The sequence below is a fragment of the Pseudomonas abieticivorans genome (genome assembly GCF_023509015.1).
Taxonomy (GTDB): domain Bacteria; phylum Pseudomonadota; class Gammaproteobacteria; order Pseudomonadales; family Pseudomonadaceae; genus Aquipseudomonas; species Aquipseudomonas abieticivorans.
In genome coordinates, this window is sequence record NZ_CP094975.1 from 767,447 (window position 1) to 787,760 (window position 20,314).

A 20,314-nucleotide genomic window follows, 5' to 3' on the forward strand; every position below is an offset into this window, starting at 1 on the left:
GGGTGTTTCTGTAGGAGCGGATTCATCCGCGAAAGCCGCACTGCGGTATGCCTGATTCAACGCGCTGGGCTTTTCGCGGATACAAGGGATCGGGTGTTTCTGTAGGAGCGGATTCATCCGCGAAAGCCGCACCGCGGTATGCCTGATTCAACGCGTTGGGCCTTTCGCGGATAAATCCGCGCCTACAAGGGCTCGGGTGTTTCTGTAGGAACGGATTCATCCGCGAAAGCCGCACCGCGGTATGCCTGATTCAACGCGTTGGGCTTTTCGCGGATAAATCCGCTCCTACAAGGGCTCGGGTGTTTCTGTAGGAGCGGATTCATCCGCGAAAGCCGCACCGCGGTATGCCTGATTCAACGCGTTGGGCTTTTCGCGGATAAATCCGCGCCTACAAAGGCTCGGGTGTTTCGCGCATCCGCCCAAGACTTGAGCAACTCGTTGTAGCTGACCGTCTCACTGCCTTGTGAGGACACCGGGCCCGATTCAGAGAAGGTCATGCCTGCCGCTTCCAGTGGCGCGTAGGCTTTGAGCCTGTCCACGTATTTCTGCGTGGCAAACACTGCCGCCGGGCCCTTGGCTACGAAAAGGGCGCATTCACTGGCACCCATCACAAAGGCAGCCCTGGGCTGATCCGCAAAGCCGACAAGGGCATCCTGTTTCTGGACGAGATCGGCGACATGCCGCTGCCTACCCAGGCCCGCCTGCTGCGGGTATTGCAAGAGCGCTGCATCCATCCATTGGGCGCGGGCAACCGCTCAGCCCTGCGGTGCAAGACCTGCTGCTGCGCCACCCTTGGCCGGGCAACGTGCGGCAGATGCACAGCGTGATCCAGGTGGCCCTGGCGCTGTGTGATGGCGACCAATTGGAGGTCGGCGATTTGCCGCAGGAGTTCCTGGAGGGCCTGGCCGTGGACATGGGCGAGTTGTTGCAAGCCACCGACGGCAATATCTCGCAATTGGCAAAGCGGCTCGGGGTGAGCCGCAATACCGTGTACAAGCGCTTGCGCGAAGGCGGCCTGTAATCGCTGGCTGATCAGTCAGCCAAACGCCAGGTGGTGGTGCCCTTGCTGTCTTCCAACACCACGCCCATCGCCGTCAACTGGTCGCGAATGCGATCCGACTCGGCCCAGTCCTTGTGGGTGCGCGCAGCCAGACGCGCCTCGATCAAAGCCTCGACCTGCGCCGCGTCGATACGACCATCGGCACCGGCACGCAGGAAGTCGTCGGCATCCAGTTGCAGCACCCCCAAAAGGCCCGCCAACTCGCGCAAACGAGCAGCCAAACCAGCGGCAGCCGCAGGATCGCTTTCACGCAGGCGATTGATCTCGCGCACCAGGTCAAACAGCACGGCGCAAGCTTCTGGCGTGCCGATGTCGTCGTTCATGGCTGCGGTAAACCGCTGCACATAGTCTTCGCCACCGGCCGGCGCCACCGCAGGCAGGCCCCTGAGCGCATGGTAGAAGCGCTCCAGGGCACCCTTGGACTCGCGCAGGCTGTCTTCGGAGTAGTTGATGGAGCTGCGATAGTGGCTGGCCACCAGCAGGTAGCGCACCACCTCCGGGTGATACTTGGCCAGCACGTCGCGAATGGTGAAGAAGTTGTTCAAGGACTTGGACATCTTCTCGCCATTGATGCGGATCATGCCGCAGTGCATCCAGGCGTTGGCGTAAGGCTTGCCGGTGGCCGCCTCGCTCTGGGCGATCTCGTTCTCGTGGTGCGGGAACTCCAGGTCGTTGCCGCCGCCATGGATGTCGAAGGTCTCGCCCAGGCAGCAGGTGGACATCACCGAGCACTCGATGTGCCAGCCTGGCCGGCCGGCGCCCCACGGCGACTGCCAGCTCGGCTCGCCCGGCTTCACGCCTTTCCACAGCACGAAGTCCAGGGGGTCTTGCTTGGATTCGTCCACCTCGATACGCGCGCCAATGCGCAGGTCTTCGATCTTCTTGCGCGACAGCTTGCCGTAGCCGACGAACTTGCCGACACGGTAATACACGTCGCCATTGCCCGGCGCGTAGGCGTAGCCCTTGTCGATCAAGGTCTGGATCATGGCCAGCATGCCCGGGATATGATCAGTGGCACGCGGCTCCTGGTCTGGCTTGAGGATGTTCAGGCGTGCCTCATCCTCGTGCATCGCCTCGATCATGCGGGCGGTCAAGGCGTCGAAGCTTTCGCCGTTTTCCCGCGCGCGGTTGATGATCTTGTCGTCGATGTCGGTGATGTTGCGCACATAGGTCAGGTCATAGCCGCTATAGCGCAGCCAGCGAGTCACCAGGTCGAAGGCGACCATGCTGCGCCCGTGGCCCAGGTGGCAGAAGTCGTACACGGTCATGCCGCACACGTACATCTTGACCTTGTTGCCATCCAGCGGTTTGAAGACCTCTTTGCTCTTGGTGAGCGTGTTGTAAATATTCAGCACGACGATTCCTTAGCTCTGGCCCCACGAATCACGCAGGGTCACGGTACGGTTGAATACCGGGTGACCGGGTTTGGAGTCCTTGATGTCGGCACAGAAGTAGCCTTCACGTTCGAACTGGAAACGGTCTTCCGGTTGCGCCTGGCCCAACGACGGCTCGGCGCGACAACCTGTGAGTACTTGCAGGGAATCGGGGTTGATGTTGTCCAGGAAGGTCGCGCCTTCTTCGGCTTTTTCCGGGCTGGCGGAGCGGAACAGGCGGTCATACAAGCGCACTTCGCATTCCACGCTGGCGGCGGCCGGCACCCAGTGGATCACGCCCTTGACCTTGCGGCCCTCGGGGTTCTTGCCCAGGGTGTCGGGGTCATACGAGCACAGCAGTTCGACGATGTTGCCATCGGCGTCCTTGATGGCCTCGTCGGCGCGGATCACGTAGCTGCCGCGCAGGCGCACTTCACCGGCCGGCTCCAGGCGCTTGTAGCCTTTTGGCGGCTCTTCCATGAAGTCGTCGCGGTCGATGTAGATCTCGCGGGCGAACGGCAGCGCACGCACGCCCATGTCTTCCTTGGGGTGGCGTGGCAGTTCCAGGTTTTCGACCTGATTTTCCGGGTAGTTGGTGATGGTGACCTTCAACGGGCGCAGCACGCACATGGCGCGCGGGGCGTTGCGGTCCAGATCATCACGGATGCTGAACTCCAGCATGGCCATGTCGACCACGCCGTCGGAACGGTTGGTGCCGATCATCTCGCAGAAGTTGCGGATGGACGCGGCGGTGTAGCCGCGGCGGCGGAAGCCCTGCAGGGTGGACATGCGCGGGTCGTCCCAGCCGTGCACGTGCTTCTCGTCCACCAGTTGCTTGAGCTTGCGCTTGCTGGTCACGGTGTAGCTCAGGTTCAGGCGGCTGAACTCGTACTGGCGCGGCTTGCTCGGCACCGGCAGGTTGTCCAGGAACCACTCGTACAGCGGGCGATGGCCTTCGAACTCCAGGGTGCAGATGGAGTGGGTGATGCCTTCGATCGCGTCCGACTGGCCGTGGGTGAAGTCATAGTTGGGGTAGATGCACCAGGTGTCGCCGGTCTGGTGGTGATGGGCGTGGCGGATGCGGTACAGGATCGGGTCGCGCAGGTTCATGTTCGGCGAAGCCATGTCGATCTTGGCGCGCAGCACGCGCTCGCCGTCCTTGAACTCGCCGGCCTTCATGCGGGCGAACAGGTCCAGGCTCTCGTCTACCGAGCGCTCGCGAAACGGGCTGTTCTTGCCAGGCTCGGTGAGGTTGCCGCGGTATTCACGGGCCTGTTCCGGGGTCAGGTCGCACACGTAGGCCTTGCCGGCCTTGATCAGGTCCACGGCCCAGGCGTGCAACTGGTCGAAATATTGCGAGGCGTAGCGCACCTCGCCGGCCCACTCGAAGCCCAGCCACTTGACGTCGCTTTCGATCGCATCGATGTATTCCTGGTCTTCCTTGGCCGGGTTGGTGTCATCGAAGCGCAGATGGCAGACACCGCCCAGTTCCTTGGCCAGGCCAAAGTTCACGCAGATCGACTTGGCGTGACCGATGTGCAGGTAGCCGTTGGGCTCTGGTGGAAACCGGGTGACGATGCTGCTGTGCTTGCCCGAATCCAGGTCGGCCTGCAGGATCGGCCGCAGGAAGTTGGTCGGAACAACGGGAGCGCCTTTGCTGTTGGCGGCGGCGTTCGGAGCGGTGTCGGCAGTGGGCTTGCTCATAAGATCCTTGAAAACGTACCAATGGCCAGGGTAGGCCGACTAAATCAAAGCGCTTATCATAGCCCATGCGCTCAAGGCGCTGACAGGCCAGTCTGCCGGGTTTTGCTGGCCGCTGACAAAAAAACAGCCGTGAAATGCGTATCGTCACCTGTAAACTGCGCGTCAGGGTTATATCGACCCACCGAATTCTCTAAAAAAGAGCGACTCTAAAATGTCCAAAGTAAAACTGACTACCAACTTCGGCGACATCGTCCTGCAACTGAACGCTGAAAAAGCCCCGAAAACCGTGGCTAACTTCATCGAATACGTCAACGCCGGCCACTACGAGAACACCGTGTTCCACCGTGTGATCAGCAACTTCATGGTCCAGGGCGGCGGTTTCGAGCCAGGCATGAAAGAAAAGAAAGACAAGCGCCCAAGCATCCAGAACGAAGCTGACAACGGCCTCTCCAACACCAAGTACACCGTGGCCATGGCCCGCACCATGGAGCCGCATTCAGCTTCGGCGCAGTTTTTCATCAACGTTGCCGACAACACCTTCCTCAACCACACCGCCAAGACCACCCAGGGCTGGGGCTACGCGGTGTTTGCTGAAGTGATCGAAGGCAACGACGTGGTCGACAAGATCAAGGGCGTTTCCACCACCTCCAAGGCCGGCCACCAAGACGTGCCAGCCGACGACGTGATCATCGAGAAAGCCGAGATCATTGAGTGATACTGCTGATCTCCGATCTGCACCTGCAGGAAGAACGCCCGGACATTACCCGGGCGTTTCTGGAGTTACTCGCCGGGCGCGCGCGCTCGGCGAGCGCTCTTTACATACTGGGCGACTTCTTTGAAGCGTGGATTGGCGACGACGCCATGACGCCCTACCAGCACTCCATCTGCCAGGCGTTGCGCGAATTGAGCGACACCGGCACCCAGATTTTTCTGATGCACGGTAATCGGGACTTCCTGATTGGCCGGGCATTCTGCAAAGCTGCAGGCGCGACCTTGCTGCCTGACCCAAGCGTGGTCGAACTCAATGGCGAACCGGTGCTACTGATGCACGGCGACAGCCTGTGCACCCGCGACGAAGCCTACATGAAGCTGCGCAAGTACCTGCGCAACCCGCTCAGCCTGTGGATACTGCGCCACCTGCCCTTGGGTACCCGGCAAAAGCTCGCACGCAAATTGCGCAGCGAAAGCCGCGCGCAAACCCGCATGAAAGCCAACGACATCGTCGACGTGACCCCCGAGGAGGTGCCGCGCATCATGCAGCAGCATGGCGTGACCACCTTGGTGCACGGCCACACCCATCGCCCGGCCATTCACAAGCTGCAAGTGGGTGACAGCGCGGCGCGAAGGATCGTGCTGGGTGATTGGGACAAGCAAGGGTGGGCGTTGCAGGTGGACGAGCAAGGGTTTGCCCTGGGCGCATTCGATTTCGTGCCGCCGGGGCTGCCAGCACCTTGATGCCAGCCTGCCTGTATTGGCCGCAGCCCATGGCTGCGGCCAATACAGCCTCACACGCTCAACTCAATGCCCCGACGCCGCAGGCCCCGCCTTGGCTGCGAACGGTGGCTTGGCAAACCACACGATCACCACCAACGACAAGAACATGAAGCCCATCAGGCTGAAGTAGTCGATGGTCGATAGCATGTAGGCCTGGGAGTTGACCATCTGCTCCAACTGGCTGTAGGTCGCCCCACCGGCCCCACCCAACTGCTCGATCATGTGCCGCGAAGCAGGGTCGTACGTGGTGATGCTTTCCGTCAGGTAGGCATGGTGCTCGTTGGCCTTGCGGATCCAGATCCAGGTGGTGAGCGATGCCGCGAAGCTGCCGCCCAAGGTGCGCAAGAAGGTCGCCAGGCCCGAGCCGTCGGCGATTTGCGAGGGCGGCAGGTCCGACAGCAAAATGCTCAATGTCGGCATGAAGAACAGCGCCACGCCAACCCCCATGAACAATTGCACCAGCGCGATGTGGGAAAAGTCCACCTGGGTGGTAAACCCGGCACGCATGAAGCAACTCGCGCCAATGGCCAGGAACGCCAGCCCTGCCAGGATGCGCAGGTCGAACTTGTTTGCGTACCGGCCCACGAACGGCGACATCAACACCGGCAGGATGCCCAGCGGTGCCGTGGCCAGCCCCGCCCAAGTGGCGGTGTAGCCCAACTGTGTCTGCAGCCACTGAGGCAGGATCAGGTTGATGCCGAAAAAGCCGGCATAGCCCAACACCAGCACAATGGTGCCGATCCGAAAGTTACGGTAGGCAAACAGCCGCAGGTTAACCACCGGGTGCTCGTCGGTCATTTCCCAAATGATGAACGCCGCCAGCGCAACGGCCGAGATTACCGAGCCAATGACGATGAAATTGGACTCGAACCAATCCAGGTCATTGCCCTTGTCGAGCACGATCTGCAGGGCCCCTACGCCGATGATTAGCGTGATCAGGCCGATGTAGTCCATGGGCTGTCGGCTGGTGACCACGGGGCGCTCAGCCATCTGCGAGCGCACCACCAGGCAGGCGAAGATACCAATCGGCACGTTGATGAAAAAGATCCACGGCCAACTGTAACTGTCGGTGATCCAGCCACCCAGAATGGGCCCGGCAATGGGCGCCACCACCGTGACCATCGCCAGCAACGCCAATGCCATCCCCCGTTTCGCCGGGGGGTACACCGCAATCAACAAGGTTTGGGTCATGGGGTACAGCGGGCCGGCCACCATGCCTTGCAACACGCGAAAGCCCACCAGCTCTGGCATCGAGGTCGATATGCCGCACAGGAAGGACGCCAGCACGAACAGGATGGTGGCCCACAAAAACAGCTTCACCTCACCGAAACGCCGGCTCAGCCAGCCGGTCAGCGGCAAGGCAATGGCGTTGCTGACGGCGAACGAGGTGATCACCCAGGTGCCTTGCTCGGAACTGACCCCCAGGTTGCCGGAAATCGTCGGCAGCGCCACGTTGGCAATAGTGGTGTCGAGCACTTGCATGAAGGTTGCCAGCGACAGGCCGATGGTGGTCAGCAGCAGGCTGGGCGGCTTGAAGGATGCTTCGGACATCGCGAATCCCTTGTAAAACGTAGCCCCGACCCCGGCCGGCCGTGGCCAGGGTCAGTGGATTGGCGAATCAGCGCTGGGCAGTCTTGCCTACGCCTGCGCTGTTGTCGTGGATCAGGCGGGCGATCATCTGATCGGCCTCACCCAACTGACGGTCGTAGATCTGCGTGCTGAACGAGGCTTTTTGCGGCGGCTGTTGCGCCAGCACCGGGCCGCTCTGGTCATGCAGGTCCACGTCCACCACGGTCGACAGGCCGATGCGCAGCGGGTGCTTGGCCAACTCGTCGGCATTCACATGGATGCGCACTGGCACCCGCTGCACGATCTTGATCCAGTTGCCAGTGGCGTTCTGTGCCGGCAGCAGGGCGAAGGCGCTGCCGGTACCGGCACCCAGGCTGTCGATGGTGCCGCTGTACTTCACGTCGCCACCGTACAGGTCGACGGTGATGTCCACCGGCTGGCCGATGCGCACGTGACGCAGTTGGGTCTCCTTGAAGTTGGCGTCGATCCATACCTGATCCAGCGGGATCACCGCCATGGTCGCGGTGCCCGGCTGGATACGCTGGCCCAATTGCACGGTGCGCTTGGCCACGTAGCCGGTCACCGGCGCGATCAGCGTGGTGCGGGCATTGGCCAGGTAAGCCTGGCGCAGGTTGGCAGCGGCGGCCATTACGTCGGGGTGCGAGGAAACCTGGGTGTCATCGACCAACGCACTGCTGCTCTTGAGCTGCTGCTGGGCGTTGTTCAGGGCGCTTTGCGCCGAGCTCAGGTCGTCACGGGCGTGGGACAGCTCTTCCTGGGAAATTGCCCCACCGGCCGCCAGGTTGCGACGACGGTTGAAGTTGTCCTGGGCCTTTTGCACGTCGGATTGGCGCGCGGCCACCTGGGCCTTGGCGGCGTCGGCGTTGCTGTACAGCCCGCGCACCTGGCGCACGGCCTTGGCCAGGTTGGCCTCGGCGCTTTGCAGGTTGACCTGGGCATCAGCCGGGTCGAACTCCAGCAGCACCTGGCCTTCGTGCACCAGGTCGCCGTCGTCGGCGCCAATGCTGGTGACGGTGCCGGTGATCAGCGGGGTGATTTCCACCACGTTGCCATTCACGTAGGCGTCATCGGTGCTTTCGTTCCAACGGCCGTACATTTCGTACCAGCCCCACACGCCGACACCGCCGAGAATGACGAGGATCAGCAGCAGGAACAGCATGACTTTGCGCTTGCGCGGGTTGCCGTTGTCGCCCGAGCCCTGGGCTTGGTCTGGAGCAGTGTTTTGGGTGGCAGTGGCCATGGCAGTTACCTTGAATTATTCAGTCTGTGTTGCGTGTGCGGGGGCCGGTGCTGCCAGGGCGACGCTTTCGCCCTGATAACCGCCACCCAGCGCCTGCATCAATTGGATCGACAAGTCGATCTGTTCGGCATTCAGGCTGGCGACCTGGCGCTGTGCCTGCAGCAATTGCTGTTCAACCGTCAGCACATCGACGTAGTTGCCGATGCCTGAGCCAAACCGCTGCGCCACGGTGTCGTAGGATTGCTGGGCGACATCGGCGGCGCGTTTCTTGGCGACGATTTGCCGGCCAATGGCGTGCAACTGGTCGACGGTGTCAGCCACGTCGCCCAATGCCTTGACCAGGCTTTTGTTGTACTGCGCCACGGCCAGGTCATAGTCGGCGTCGCGGGCGTCGAGGTTGGCGCGCAGGCGGCCACCGTCGAAAATCGGCAAGGAAATGGTCGGCGCCACGCTGAAGAAGCGGCTGGCAGAGCCGAACATCGCATCACCCAGCAAGGATTCGGCACCGGCGGAGGCGCTCAAGTTCAGGTTGGGATAAAAGCGCGTCTTGCTGGCGACGATGTCCTTGCTCGCCGCCTCCACCCGCCAACGTGCGGCAATCAGGTCTGGGCGACGGCCCAGCAATTCGGCGGGCAGGCTGGACGGCAGGGCCACGGCGCTGGGTTGCAGCACGTTGGGGCGGGCGATTTCCTGGCCACGGTCCGGGCCCTTGCCCAGCAACACGGCCAAGGCGATTTTCGCGCTGTTGACTTGTTTCTCGGCATTGATGGCCTGCTCTTCCGAGCTGTCGGCCAGGCTTTCGGTCTGCTGGTATTGGTAGTCGCTGTCGATGCCGGCTTTCAGGCGACGCTGGCCCAGGTCGAGCATCTGGTGCGTGCGCTTGAGGTCGTCCTTGGCCAGGTCCAGTTCGATGTGCGCCTGGCCCAGATTGCTGTAGGCGCGGGCGACATCGGCGGCCAGGGTGAGCGCAGCGGCCTGGCGGTCGATCTCGGCGGCACGGGCCTGGCCCAACGCGGCCTCCCAGTTGGCACGCTGGCCGCCCCACAGGTCGAAGTTGTAATTGAAGGCCACATCCAGGGTGCGCACGGTGGCGTAGGCGTCGCCTTGGCCCAGCGGGTCCTGGTCACGGGCCAGGCGCGAACGGCTGACGCTGCCCTGGGCATCCAGGGTAGGCATGCGCTCGGCGTCGGCGGCATAGGCGGCGGCGGTTGCCTGGTGCGACCGCGCGGCGGCGATCTGCATGTCCGGGCTGTCGCGCAGGGCTTCCTGGATCAGGCCGTTGAGTTGCGGGTCGCCCAGGCTGGTCCACCAATCGGCTTTGGGCCAGGCGGCCGGGGACAATTTCACGCCACTGAGCGACTCGCCGGCCGCCAGGCTCTTGGCCTCCAGGGCAGCGCCATCGGTGTGCAGGCCGTGGTAGCTGGCACAGCCGGCCATGGACATGGCCAGAAACACCAGGCTGAAGCGATTACGCCAAGACTTACTGCTCATTCTTTTCACCTACCCGCAGGCGCGTCAGGGAGTCCCCGGCGGCCAGCAACACTTTGGTTAAAATTCGTTCCAGATCCGCCAACTCGGTGCTGTCCAGCACACCGACCAACTCATTCATCGCCTCGGCGCCGATATGCGGCAACTGATCGGCCAAGCGCTGGCCATCTTCGGTCAATTCCAGCCGCACCTGCCGCCGATCCCCTTCGCTGCGCCGGCGTACGATCAGCTCTTTTTGCTCAAGGCGATCAAGCATCCTGGTCATCGAACCGCTGTCCAGCGACAAGTGGCGGCACAGCTCGGCAGGCGTATCCACGCCAAACTGCTGGATGATGATCAACACCTTGAACTGCGCCGACGTCACCGCGAACGGCACCAGATGGGTGTCCAGGATGCGGTCCTTGAGGGAACTCGCGCGCCCCAGCAGGATGCCGATGGTGCAGCTTTGAAAGTTTTCCGGGGTGAAGTGCTTCATTCGAGATAGCTGCCTAGGCAGTGAGGTAACATAATGTTACTGCTTAGGCAGCGAATGTCAAACGAATAGTTAGGTAGCTCATTATTAGGACGACAAAAGGCCGCCAAGGTTTAGGGCAGCCGTCAGATTTTTTTCAAGTCGGGGTGTTTAGAAGGAAGGTACACCGCTATGGAAGCGGAACTCGCTGTCCGGGCTGTCGATCAACTCGGCTTCGGCGGCGCGCACCTTTTCGATCACCTTGGCGATGTCGGCTGCATCACCGTACTGGTAGGCCAGCTTCAGGTAGCCCTGATAGTGCCGCGCCTCGCTCATCAGCAAGCCGGTGTAGAACTTGCCCAGCTCTTCGTCCAGGTGCGGCACCAGCGCCTCGAAACGCTCGCAGCTACGGGCTTCGATGAAGGCACCGACCACCAGCGTGTCGACCAGCTTGACCGGCTCGTGGGTCCGTACCACCTTGCGCAGGCCCGACGCGTAGCGCCCGGCCGACAGCGGGCGCAGTTCGATCTTGCGGCGCTTCATCAAGCGCATGACTTGCTCGTGGTGCACCAGTTCTTCGCGGGCCAGGCGCGACATCATGTTGATCAGGTCAACGTGGGTGCAGTACTTGGCGATCAGGCTGAGGGCGGTGCTGGCGGCCTTGAACTCGCAGTTCTTGTGGTCGATGAGCATGGTTTCCTGGTCGGCAAGCGCCGCTTGCACCCACGTCTGCGGCGTCCTGCAACCGAGGAACTCATGGATTTCGGACAACATGCTCAACTCCTGAAGGGGGGCAAAAACGGGCGATTATACTGACGTCACGGCGCACTGCCAGCCGCTATGCTTGATCTGAGTGAAACCGACCAAGGAGCGCCACACCATGCAAGCCATCCGCAGCATACTCGTGGTACTGGACCCAGGCCATGCGCACAGCCAGGCCCTGACCCGCGCCAAGCTGATCGCCGGCGTCACCCAAGCGCACTTGCACCTGCTGCTGTGCGACCAGCAGCAAGACCACAGCGCCCTGCTCAGCTTGCTGAAAAGCCAACTGCATGACGACGGCTTCAGCGCGTCGGCCGAGCAGGCCTGGCACGAAAGCCTGCATGAAACCATTATCGGTGTGCAGCAGGCCGAAGGCTGCGAGCTGGTGATCAAGCAGCACGTTGCCGACAGCGCCCTGAAAAGGCTCTTGCTGACCCCCGATGACTGGAAGCTGTTGCGCCAATGCCCCTGCGCGGTGCTGATGGTGAAAAGCGAGCGCCCCTGGACCCACGGCGTGGTGCTGGCGGCGGTGGACGTGGGCAATAGTGACGGCGAACACCGCCACCTGCACGCGACCATCGTCGATCATGGCTATCAAATCGCCAACCTGGCCAAGGGCCAACTGCACGTGATTGCCGCGCACCCCTCGCCCATGCTGTCGGCCAAAGACCCGGTGTTCCAGCTCAAGGAAACCATCGAGGCGCGCTACCGCGAGCAGTGCCTGGCGTTCCAGACCGAGTACGACATCAGCGACGACCGGCTGCACATTGCCGAGGGGCCGGCGGATGTGCTGATCCCGTTCACGGCGCAAAAGCTCAACGCCGTGAGTGACGGTGATCGGCACGGTGGCGCGCACCGGGGTTTCCGGAGCACTGATCGGCAACACGGCGGAGGTGGTGCTGGATAAGTTGGAGGGGGATGTGCTGGTGCTCAAGACGGACGAGATCGTCGCGCATTTGACGGAGCTTGCCCGTTAGCCACCACGCCGCGGTTTGCCTGATAACCCTGCAGGAGCGGATTTATCCGCGAAATGGTCGACGTAATATCGCCCGCCTAGCGCGGCGTGTCCTTGGCGGACGACTCCGCGCCTACGGGAAGGTCCAAGGCGGTCTTGAGGAACGAAGGCGCGATATACCGCTCGTAATGCGCCTCTGACAAGATGAAGAATTCCCGATCAATGGCATCGCGCAATTCGGGCAATTCCCAATCCCTGAACTCCGGCAGGAGTACCATGCCGTAGGCCTCCAGGTTGTTGATCACCCGGGCGCCGCGGGCGATCAGCTGATAGGCCCAGCAATACTCGGACTGGTGCGGCACGAAGCGAATCTTGCGTTGTTCCAGCTGCTGGCGCAGTTTGCCAGGGTCGAAGATTTCAAGCTTGGCCACCATCACCTGAACCAGCAACTGTTCAAGGCGCAACCAAACGGCAGTTTTTGCGTCTTCGTCGTAGCCGTTCCAATTGATCACCTCGTGGTGGAAGCGCTTGCAACCGCGGCACACAAGATCCCCGTAAACCGTGGAGCACAGGCCAACGCAAGGGGTTTTGATCGACTGGTTGGACATGGCTACTCAACGCACTGCAAGGGCAAACAAGGGGCCATGTTAGCCCTTTGTCTAACGAGGGTCACCCCAGAATGAGTAGGGCTTAACTTACCTTTCTTGTTTTTTTACCGTAGAATCACGCTGCCTTTTTAGGCACCAATGTCCGTTAGAAGCTGTTTTCAAAGCGTCACGAGCACAGTTATCCGAAAGAACGGCGTTGGCGCAGGTATTTTCAGGCAAAAATACCTGGCGCCAGCCCTCATCAGCTCCCCGTTCTGGAGGCGTAAAACTTTGAAAGCAGCTTCTGTAAGGAATTTCCGAAACCCTGGCTAGACGGCTCAAAAAGCCGCGCAGCGCATGGGAGCGGGAGTTTACTGGATGAGCGTCCCGGACAGGGACCACTGATGAGGGTAATAACTGTGCTTGAAGCCTACCGCAAACACATCGAAGAGCGTGCCGCCCTGGGTATCGTGCCCCAGCCGCTTAACGCCGAACAAACAGCTGGCTTGGTCGAGCTGTTGAAGAATCCCCCCGCTGGCGAAGAAGCCGTCCTTGTCGACCTGATCACCAACCGCATACCACCAGGCGTGGACGAAGCGGCCTACGTGAAAGCCGGTTTCCTGTCGGCCATCGCCAAAGGCGAAGCCACTTCCCCCCTGATCGACAAGAAGCGTGCCGTCGAGCTGCTGGGCACCATGCAGGGCGGCTACAACATCGCCACCATGATCGAGCTGCTGGACAGCGCGGAGCTTGCCGCGGTTGCCGCCGAGCAACTCAAGCACACCCTGCTGATGTTCGACGCCTTCCACGACGTCGCCGAAAAAGCCAAGAACGGCAACCAGCACGCCCAAGGCGTATTGCAGTCCTGGGCCGATGGCGAGTGGTTCAAGAAGCGCCCTACCCTGGCCGACAAGATCAGCCTGCGTGTGTTCAAGGTCACCGGCGAAACCAACACCGACGACCTGTCCCCGGCCCCAGACGCCTGGTCGCGTCCGGACATCCCGCTGCACGCCCTGGCCATGCTGAAAATGGCTCGCGACGGCATCGTGCCTGACGTGCAAGGCCAGATCGGCCCAATGAAGCAAATCGCCCAGATGTACGGCGATGGCTTCCCGGTCGCCTACGTTGGCGACGTGGTGGGTACCGGTTCGTCGCGTAAGTCGGCGACCAACTCGGTACTGTGGTTCTTCGGTACCGACATCCCCTACGTGCCGAACAAGCGCGCCGGTGGTTTCTGCTTCGGTACCAAGATCGCCCCGATCTTCTACAACACCATGGAAGACGCCGGCGCCCTGCCGATCGAATTCGATGTGTCGAACATCAACATGGGCGACGTGATCGACCTGTACCCGCACGCTGGCAAAGTCTGCAAGCACGGTACCGACGAAGTCATCACCACCTTTGAAATGAAAACCCCGGTGTTGTTGGACGAAGTCCGCGCTGGTGGCCGTATCCCGCTGATCGTTGGCCGTGGCCTGACCGAAAAAGCGCGCGCCGAGCTGGGCCTGGGCCCAACCGACCTGTTCAAGCTGCCGGAAGCGCCGGTCGACACTGGCAAGGGCTACACCCTGGCACAGAAGATGGTCGGCAAGGCCTGCGGCCTGCCAGTAGACAAGGGCGTGCGCCCTGGCACCTACTGCGAACCAAAAATGACCACCGTGGGTTCGCAAGACACCACCGGCCCCATGACCCGCGACGAACTGAAAGACCTGGCATGCCTGGGCTTCTCCGCTGACCTGGTGATGCAGTCGTTCTGCCACACCGCGGCCTATCCGAAGCCGATCGACGTGACCACCCACCACACCCTGCCGGATTTCATCCGCACCCGTGGTGGCGTGTCGCTGCGCCCAGGCGACGGCATCATCCACAGCTGGCTGAACCGCATGCTGCTGCCGGACACTGTCGGCACCGGTGGTGACTCGCACACCCGCTTCCCGATCGGCATCTCCTTCCCGGCCGGTTCCGGCCTGGTGGCCTTCGCCGCTGCCACTGGCGTGATGCCACTGGACATGCCGGAGTCGGTACTGGTGCGCTTCAAGGGCAAGCTCAACCCAGGCATCACCCTGCGTGACCTGGTACACGCCATCCCTTACTACGGCATCAAGAACGGCCTGCTGACCGTCGAGAAGAAAGGCAAGATCAACGCCTTCTCGGGTCGTATCCTGGAAATCGAAGGCCTGGACGACCTGACCGTCGAGCAAGCGTTCGAACTGTCCGACGCCTCCGCCGAGCGTTCCGCTGCTGGTTGCACCATCAAGCTGCCGGAAAAAGCCATCGCCGAGTACCTGACGTCGAACATCACCCTGCTGCGCTGGATGATCAGCGAAGGCTACGGCGATGCGCGTACCATGGAACGTCGTGCACAGGCCATGGAAGCGTGGCTGGCCAAGCCGGACCTGCTCAGCGCCGACGCCGACGCCGAATACGCCGAAGTGATCGAGATCGACCTGGCCGACATCAAGGAGCCAGTGCTCTGCGCCCCTAACGACCCGGACGACGCTCGCCTGCTGTCCAGCGTTCAAGGCCAGAAGATCGACGAAGTGTTCATCGGTTCGTGCATGACCAACATCGGTCACTTCCGCGCTGCCGGTAAACTGCTGGACAAGGTCAAAGGCCAGCTGCCAACCCGTTTGTGGCTGTCGCCGCCGACCAAGATGGACGCCCACCAACTGACCGAGGAAGGCTACTACGGCATCTACGGCAAGGCTGGCGCGCGCATGGAAATGCCGGGCTGCTCGCTGTGCATGGGTAACCAGGCACGGGTAGAGCCGAACTCGACGGTCGTGTCGACTTCGACCCGTAACTTCCCGAACCGCTTGGGCGATGGCGCCAACGTGTTCCTGGCCTCCGCCGAATTGGCCGCCGTTGCCTCGATCCTGGGCAAGCTGCCAACCGTGGAAGAGTACATGGAATACGCTGCCAGCATCGACAGCATGGCGGCCGACGTTTACCGCTACCTGAGCTTCGACCAGATCGCCGAATTCCGCGAGGCTGCTGCCAACGCGAACATTCCGGTGGTTCAGGCTTAAAGCTGACCGGCAATAAAAAAACCCCGTCCTGGTGACGGGGTTTTTTATTGCCTACGCAAAACCTGCGGTCGACCGCTACAAAGTGATCGGCCTACGCCCGGCAAACGAATGGGCCAAGGTGCCGCCGTCCACCAATTCAAGCTCGCCACCCAACGGCACGCCATGGGCGATGCGCGAGGCCACCAGGCCCTTGGCCTGCAGCAATTGGGCGATGTAGTGGGCGGTGGCTTCGCCTTCCACGGTAGGGTTGGTGGCCAGGATCACTTCGGTAAAACTGCCCTGCTCGTCGATACGCGTCATCAACTGCGGGATGCCGATCGCCTCGGGGCCTAGCCCATCGAGTGGCGACAGGTGCCCCTTGAGCACGAAGTAGCGACCACGGTAGCCGGTTTGCTCGACCGCATACACGTCCATCGGCCCCTCCACCACGCACAGCAGGGTGTCGTCGCGGCGATGGTCGGCGCATTGCGGGCATAGTTCTTCTTCGGTCAGGGTGCGGCACAGGCGGCAATGGCCCACGCCGTCCATGGCCTGGCTCAGGGCCAAGGCCAGGCGCGAACCGCCGCTGCGGTCACGCTCCAGCAATTGCAGGGCCATGCGCTGGGCGGTTTTCTGACCGACGCCAGGCAAGATGCGCAGGCTATCAATCAGTTGGCGAATCAGAGGGCTGAAGCTCATGGTAAAAAGCCTGACATGACAACGAGACGCGGTTTATACCCGCGCCCCGGTTTGACGTCAATTCACGCGTCGGCGACCTTGACCACCAGCTTGCCGAAGTTGCGACCCTCCAGCAGGCCGATAAAGGCTTCAGGAGCATTTTCCAAGCCCTCGACCACGTCCTCGCGGAACTTGATCTTGCCGTCACGCACCCACGGCACCATGGCCGCGAAGAACTCGGCATGGCGGTCGCCGTAGTCGTCGAACACGATAAAGCCCTGCATGCGGATGCGCTTGGTAAGCAAGGTGCGCGGCAGCAGCGAAAAGCGGTCGGGGCCTTCGGGCAACGCCGTGGCATTGTACTGGGCGATCAACCCGCACACCGGGATCCTCGCCTTGGGGTTGAGCAAGGGCAATACGGCGTCGAACACCTTGCCTCCGACGTTCTCGAAATACACATCGATACCTTGGGGGCAGGCCTGGGCCAACTGCTGGGCAAAGTCGTCTGCCTTGTGGTCGATGCAGGCATCGAAACCCAGCTCGTCGACCACATAGCGGCACTTGTCGGCGCCACCGGCCACGCCTACCACGCGCAAGCCCTGCAACTTGGCCACCTGCCCCACTACCGAGCCCACGGCACCGGAGGCTGCGGCCACCACCAGGGTTTCACCGGCCTTGGGCTGACCGATGTGGGTCAGGCCCATGTAGGCGGTCATACCCGGCATGCCCAGCACACCCAACGCCAGCGACGGGCTGGGAATGCCGGCCGGCAGCGGCATCAGGCCTGCGCCATCGCTGATGCTATGGCTTTGCCAGCCCGTGGAGCCCACTACCAGGTCGCCCTGTTGGAACTTGGGATGGCGGCTTTGCTGGACGACGCTGACGGCGCCGCCGGTCATGACGGCATCGATTTCCACGGGCGCAGCGTAAGACGGCGCGTCACTCATGCGCCCGCGCATGTAGGGGTCCAGGGACAGGTACAGGGTGCGCAGCAATACCTGCCCTTCTTCCAAGTCTGGCAGCGCGACGCGCTCCAGGCGAAAGTTTTCAGGGCTGGGCGCGCCAGTGGGGCGCGATACCAGCACGATGCGCTGGTTGAGGGTCAGATCCTGGGACATGCTCGGGGCTCCTGGGCAGTGGGTTATGTAGAGCTGACAGCAGTTGGGCTGGGGCGTTCAGGTGGGACCGTGGGTTCGCGGATGAACCGGGGCGCCGGACCGCCGCCTCCACAAGAATGAGGCTGATGGTTGAGCAACCAAAAAAAATGCCAGGCACAAGGCCTGGCATTTCTCAATCGTGCACGTTCAGCTTAGAACGGCATCTTCATGCCCGGCGGCAGTTGCATGCCGGCGGTCATGCTGCCCATTTTTTCCTGGCTGTTGGCTTCGATCTTGCGCACGGCGTCGTTGACCGCGGCGGCGATCAGGTCTTCCAGCACGTCTTTGTCTTCCTGCATCAGGCTTTCGTCCAGGGTCACGCGCTTGACGTCGTGACGGCCGGTCATCACCAGCGTGACCAAGCCACCGCCGGATTGGCCGGTGACTTCGGCATTGGCCAGTTCTTCCTGGGCCTTGGCCATTTTCTCTTGCATCTGCTGCGCCTGCTTCATCAGGCCGGCCATGCCACCTTTCATCATGGGGATCACCTCAACGGTTGATTGGACGGGTAGCGACGCGGGCCCGGTGGCCCCCGTTGCTTCAGTTATCAGGTTACGTGCTTTGGCTGACCAAAGCGTCGACAGGTTCAATTGTATCGTCGCGAATGATTGCGCCAAATTGTTGCATCATTTGCTGGATGAACGGATCGGCATGAATCGACGCCTCGGCCTCGCTCTGGCGTTGCACGCGCCGGCGCCCTGCGGCCTGGGCAGGGGTTTCCTGCTCTGGGCGGATCAGCTCGATGGTCAGGCTCAGGTTACGCCCGTGGTATTGGTTAAGCGCATCGTTCAGCCGGCGTTGCTGGGTGGCATTGAACAGTGCGCTGTGACCTGGGTCCAGGTGCAACAGCCAATGGTCGCCATCCACCGCGATCAGGCTGCAGTTGGCGGCGATGCTGCCCGTCATGCCGGAGATCGGCAGCTTGGGGAACAACTCCAGCCACTGCAGGGCAAGACCGGTGGCCGGCTGCGAAGCGGGTTCGGGCTCAGGCTGCGCCACCGGCTCGGGCACGCTTTCGCTGGCCAGTTCGTCCAGGTAGCTGTAGGCGCCGGTGTCCAAATCCGGTTCGTAATAGTCCTCGTCCAACGGCGGCTCGTCATCACGATCCATGCCCGCCGGGCTGTACTCGCTCGGCGCGGCCTCTTCAGGCTGCGGCGCATCCAGCACCACGCTATCTGGCACCGGGGTCGGCATCGGCGTGAGCGCCGGCTGCTCGGCCACGGTTTCCAGCACCGGCTCTTCCACCGGCATGGGCTGGGCGTCGGGCTCAGGCTCAGGCTCAGGCGCCTGCTCAGGCACGACGAGCTCGATGGCCGGCGCAGGCGTAGGTTCGTTCCACGGCAAGTCGACCACCTCGGCCACTGGCGCAGGCGCGGGAACGGCAGCCGGGGCAGGTTCAGCCATCACGGGTGCAGGTGCCACAACCGGCGCAGGTGCAGGTGCGGCGATTACCGGCACTGCCTGGGCAGGGCCAGCCACGGTGTGGGCGGAGTCAGCTGTGGCCTGGCTGATCCCCGAGGGCTTTAGAGTTTGCCTCGGCGCCTCGCCGGTGTCCGCAGGGCGGAACGCCAGCATGCGCAACAGCACCATCTCGAATCCGCTACGCGGGTCGGGTGCCAAGGGCAGGTCGCGACGGCCGATCAGGCCCATCTGGTAATAAAACTGCACGTCTTCGGCCGGCAGCGCCTGGGCTACCGCCAGCACGCGATCACGGTCGCCTTGGCCGTTGTCCACCGCTTCCGGCAAGGCCTGGGCCACTGCCACGCGGTGTAATACGTTGAGCATCTCGGCCAGCACGCCGCTCCAGTCCGGGCCTTGTTCGGCCAGGTGCCGCACGGCTTCGAGCAAGCCGCGGGCGTCGCCTTCCAGCAACGCCTGCAACACGCCATACACTTGGCCGTGGTCCAGGGTGCCGAGCATCGCCCGCACATCGGCCGCCAGCACCTTGCCCTCGCCAAAGGCGATGGCCTGGTCGGTCAGGCTCATGGCGTCACGCATCGAGCCATCGGCGGCGCGGCCCAACAGCCACAGGGCATCGTCTTCGAACGGTACGTTTTCCACACCCAGCACATGGCTCAAGTGTTCGACCACCCGCTCGGGGGTCATGTTCTTCAGCGAAAACTGCAAGCAACGCGACAGGATGGTCGCCGGCAATTTTTGCGGATCAGTGGTCGCCAGGATGAACTTGACGTAGGGTGGTGGCTCTTCCAGGGTCTTGAGCAAGGCGTTGAACGAGTGGCTCGAGAGCATGTGCACTTCGTCGATCAGGTAGACCTTGAAGCGGCCACGGCTTGGCGCGTACTGCACGTTGTCGAGCAGCTCGCGGGTGTCCTCGACCTTGGTGCGGCTTGCGGCGTCGATCTCGATCAGGTCGACAAAACGGCCCTCGTCGATCTCGCGGCACACCGAACACTCGCCGCACGGCGTGGAGGTAATGCCGGTTTCGCAGTTCACGCACTTGGCGATGATGCGCGCGATAGTAGTCTTGCCCACCCCCCGGGTACCGGTAAAAAGGTAGGCATGGTGCAGGCGCTGATTGTCCAGGGCATTGATCAGAGCCTTGAGCACATGGGTCTGGCCAACCATTTCGCGGAACGAGCGGGGGCGCCATTTACGTGCAAGAACCTGATAACTCATCGAAAACCGTCGCAACTAGATAGCGGAAGACCGCTAATCGTAGCGGAGCAGGGGCAAAATTGCATCCGATGCCCGCGTCTATTATGGCTAAGCTTGCACCTTGTAAAACTTTTGCCGGCACGGAGAGCCC

General features: G+C 62.2%; 15 protein-coding genes and 2 pseudogenes. 5 read left to right on the forward strand and 12 right to left on the reverse strand.

The annotated features are described in order from the left end of the window. Window positions 1-575: 575 nt before the first annotated feature. Window positions 576-1,021: pseudogene (locus tag L9B60_RS03340) on the forward strand (sigma 54-interacting transcriptional regulator); the annotation flags it as partial. An 11-nt stretch (window positions 1,022-1,032) separates the two neighbouring features. Here L9B60_RS03340 and cysS read toward each other — a convergent pair. After that, window positions 1,033-2,415: a cysteine--tRNA ligase gene (gene cysS / locus L9B60_RS03345; RefSeq protein ID WP_249676221.1), complete on the reverse strand. Its 1,383-nt coding sequence runs from the start codon at window positions 2,413-2,415 to the stop codon at window positions 1,033-1,035. 9 nt (window positions 2,416-2,424) lie between these two features. Beyond that, window positions 2,425-4,137 carry a glutamine--tRNA ligase/YqeY domain fusion protein gene (locus tag L9B60_RS03350; RefSeq protein WP_249676224.1) on the reverse strand — a complete coding sequence of 571 codons (1,713 nt, stop codon included), beginning with the start codon at window positions 4,135-4,137 and terminating at the stop codon, window positions 2,425-2,427. A gap of 211 nt (window positions 4,138-4,348) precedes the next feature. Between L9B60_RS03350 and L9B60_RS03355 the strand changes: the two genes are divergently transcribed. Both L9B60_RS03355 and lpxH read left to right on the forward strand, forming a co-directional pair. Further along, a complete protein-coding gene (locus tag L9B60_RS03355) occupies window positions 4,349-4,852 on the forward strand; it encodes a peptidylprolyl isomerase (protein WP_249676226.1) in 504 nt (167 codons plus the stop codon). Then, window positions 4,849-5,592, forward strand: a complete 744-nt coding sequence (lpxH, locus tag L9B60_RS03360; protein WP_249676229.1) for a UDP-2,3-diacylglucosamine diphosphatase — start codon at window positions 4,849-4,851, stop codon at window positions 5,590-5,592. The genes L9B60_RS03355 and lpxH overlap by 4 nt, the downstream gene beginning before the upstream one ends. A gap of 63 nt (window positions 5,593-5,655) precedes the next feature. On the opposite strand, the gene L9B60_RS03365 is transcribed toward lpxH, so the two are convergent. From L9B60_RS03365 to L9B60_RS03385, 5 genes are all read right to left on the reverse strand, one after another. After that, window positions 5,656-7,182 carry a DHA2 family efflux MFS transporter permease subunit gene (locus L9B60_RS03365; protein WP_249676233.1) on the reverse strand — a complete coding sequence of 509 codons (1,527 nt, stop codon included), beginning with the start codon at window positions 7,180-7,182 and terminating at the stop codon, window positions 5,656-5,658. A 67-nt stretch (window positions 7,183-7,249) separates the two neighbouring features. Continuing rightward, window positions 7,250-8,461 carry an HlyD family secretion protein gene (locus L9B60_RS03370; protein WP_249676236.1) on the reverse strand — a complete coding sequence of 404 codons (1,212 nt, stop codon included), beginning with the start codon at window positions 8,459-8,461 and terminating at the stop codon, window positions 7,250-7,252. 15 nt (window positions 8,462-8,476) lie between these two features. Next, the gene (locus L9B60_RS03375) at window positions 8,477-9,952 is read right to left on the reverse strand and encodes an efflux transporter outer membrane subunit (protein ID WP_249676239.1); all 1,476 of its coding nucleotides are present in this window, start codon (window positions 9,950-9,952) and stop codon (window positions 8,477-8,479) included. Further along, the gene (locus L9B60_RS03380) at window positions 9,942-10,424 is read right to left on the reverse strand and encodes a MarR family winged helix-turn-helix transcriptional regulator (RefSeq protein ID WP_249676241.1); all 483 of its coding nucleotides are present in this window, start codon (window positions 10,422-10,424) and stop codon (window positions 9,942-9,944) included. The genes L9B60_RS03375 and L9B60_RS03380 overlap by 11 nt, the downstream gene beginning before the upstream one ends. A 147-nt stretch (window positions 10,425-10,571) precedes the next feature. Then, entirely contained in the window at window positions 10,572-11,174 is a 603-nt protein-coding gene (locus L9B60_RS03385; protein ID WP_249676243.1) for a MiaE family protein, read from the reverse strand. A 106-nt stretch (window positions 11,175-11,280) separates the two neighbouring features. On the opposite strand from L9B60_RS03385, the pseudogene uspL reads away from it, so the two are divergent. Then, window positions 11,281-12,139: pseudogene (uspL, locus tag L9B60_RS03390) on the forward strand (universal stress protein UspL). A 76-nt stretch (window positions 12,140-12,215) separates the two neighbouring features. On the opposite strand, the gene L9B60_RS03395 reads toward uspL, so the two are convergent. Continuing rightward, window positions 12,216-12,725 carry a DUF1289 domain-containing protein gene (locus tag L9B60_RS03395; RefSeq protein WP_249676245.1) on the reverse strand — a complete coding sequence of 170 codons (510 nt, stop codon included), beginning with the start codon at window positions 12,723-12,725 and terminating at the stop codon, window positions 12,216-12,218. 398 nt (window positions 12,726-13,123) lie between these two features. Here L9B60_RS03395 and acnB point away from each other — a divergent pair, with 398 nt between their 5' ends. Beyond that, window positions 13,124-15,733, forward strand: coding sequence for a bifunctional aconitate hydratase 2/2-methylisocitrate dehydratase (gene acnB, locus L9B60_RS03400; protein WP_249679649.1), 2,610 nt, complete (start codon window positions 13,124-13,126; stop codon window positions 15,731-15,733). Between the two features lie 75 nt (window positions 15,734-15,808). On the opposite strand, the gene recR is transcribed toward acnB, so the two are convergent. From recR to dnaX, 4 genes are all read right to left on the reverse strand, one after another. Further along, on the reverse strand, window positions 15,809-16,411 hold the full coding sequence (gene recR, locus L9B60_RS03405; protein WP_249676247.1) for a recombination mediator RecR: 603 nt from the start codon (window positions 16,409-16,411) through the stop codon (window positions 15,809-15,811). Window positions 16,412-16,473: 62 nt separating this feature from the next. Next, window positions 16,474-17,508, reverse strand: a complete 1,035-nt coding sequence (gene curA, locus L9B60_RS03410; RefSeq protein WP_249676249.1) for an NADPH-dependent curcumin/dihydrocurcumin reductase — start codon at window positions 17,506-17,508, stop codon at window positions 16,474-16,476. A 191-nt stretch (window positions 17,509-17,699) separates the two neighbouring features. Next, on the reverse strand, window positions 17,700-18,026 hold the full coding sequence (locus L9B60_RS03415) for a YbaB/EbfC family nucleoid-associated protein (protein ID WP_249676251.1): 327 nt from the start codon (window positions 18,024-18,026) through the stop codon (window positions 17,700-17,702). 73 nt (window positions 18,027-18,099) lie between these two features. After that, on the reverse strand, window positions 18,100-20,184 hold the full coding sequence (dnaX, locus tag L9B60_RS03420; RefSeq protein WP_249676253.1) for a DNA polymerase III subunit gamma/tau: 2,085 nt from the start codon (window positions 20,182-20,184) through the stop codon (window positions 18,100-18,102). Window positions 20,185-20,314 lie beyond the last annotated feature (130 nt).

Bases quoted from the DNA above. Each gene is read 5' to 3' on its own strand.
- L9B60_RS03370 (WP_249676236.1), bottom strand. From the start codon at position 8,461: ATGGCCACTGCCACCCAAAACACTGCTCCAGACCAAGCCCAGGGCTCG.
- L9B60_RS03415 (WP_249676251.1), bottom strand. From the start codon at position 18,026: ATGATGAAAGGTGGCATGGCCGGCCTGATGAAGCAGGCGCAGCAGATG.
- L9B60_RS03365 (WP_249676233.1), bottom strand. From the start codon at position 7,182: ATGTCCGAAGCATCCTTCAAGCCGCCCAGCCTGCTGCTGACCACCATC.
- L9B60_RS03380 (WP_249676241.1), bottom strand. From the start codon at position 10,424: ATGAAGCACTTCACCCCGGAAAACTTTCAAAGCTGCACCATCGGCATC.
- curA (WP_249676249.1), bottom strand. From the start codon at position 17,508: ATGTCCCAGGATCTGACCCTCAACCAGCGCATCGTGCTGGTATCGCGC.
- dnaX (WP_249676253.1), bottom strand. From the start codon at position 20,184: ATGAGTTATCAGGTTCTTGCACGTAAATGGCGCCCCCGCTCGTTCCGC.
- L9B60_RS03350 (WP_249676224.1), bottom strand. From the start codon at position 4,137: ATGAGCAAGCCCACTGCCGACACCGCTCCGAACGCCGCCGCCAACAGC.
- L9B60_RS03355 (WP_249676226.1), top strand. From the start codon at position 4,349: ATGTCCAAAGTAAAACTGACTACCAACTTCGGCGACATCGTCCTGCAA.
- L9B60_RS03385 (WP_249676243.1), bottom strand. From the start codon at position 11,174: ATGTTGTCCGAAATCCATGAGTTCCTCGGTTGCAGGACGCCGCAGACG.
- recR (WP_249676247.1), bottom strand. From the start codon at position 16,411: ATGAGCTTCAGCCCTCTGATTCGCCAACTGATTGATAGCCTGCGCATC.
- L9B60_RS03395 (WP_249676245.1), bottom strand. From the start codon at position 12,725: ATGTCCAACCAGTCGATCAAAACCCCTTGCGTTGGCCTGTGCTCCACG.
- L9B60_RS03375 (WP_249676239.1), bottom strand. From the start codon at position 9,952: ATGAGCAGTAAGTCTTGGCGTAATCGCTTCAGCCTGGTGTTTCTGGCC.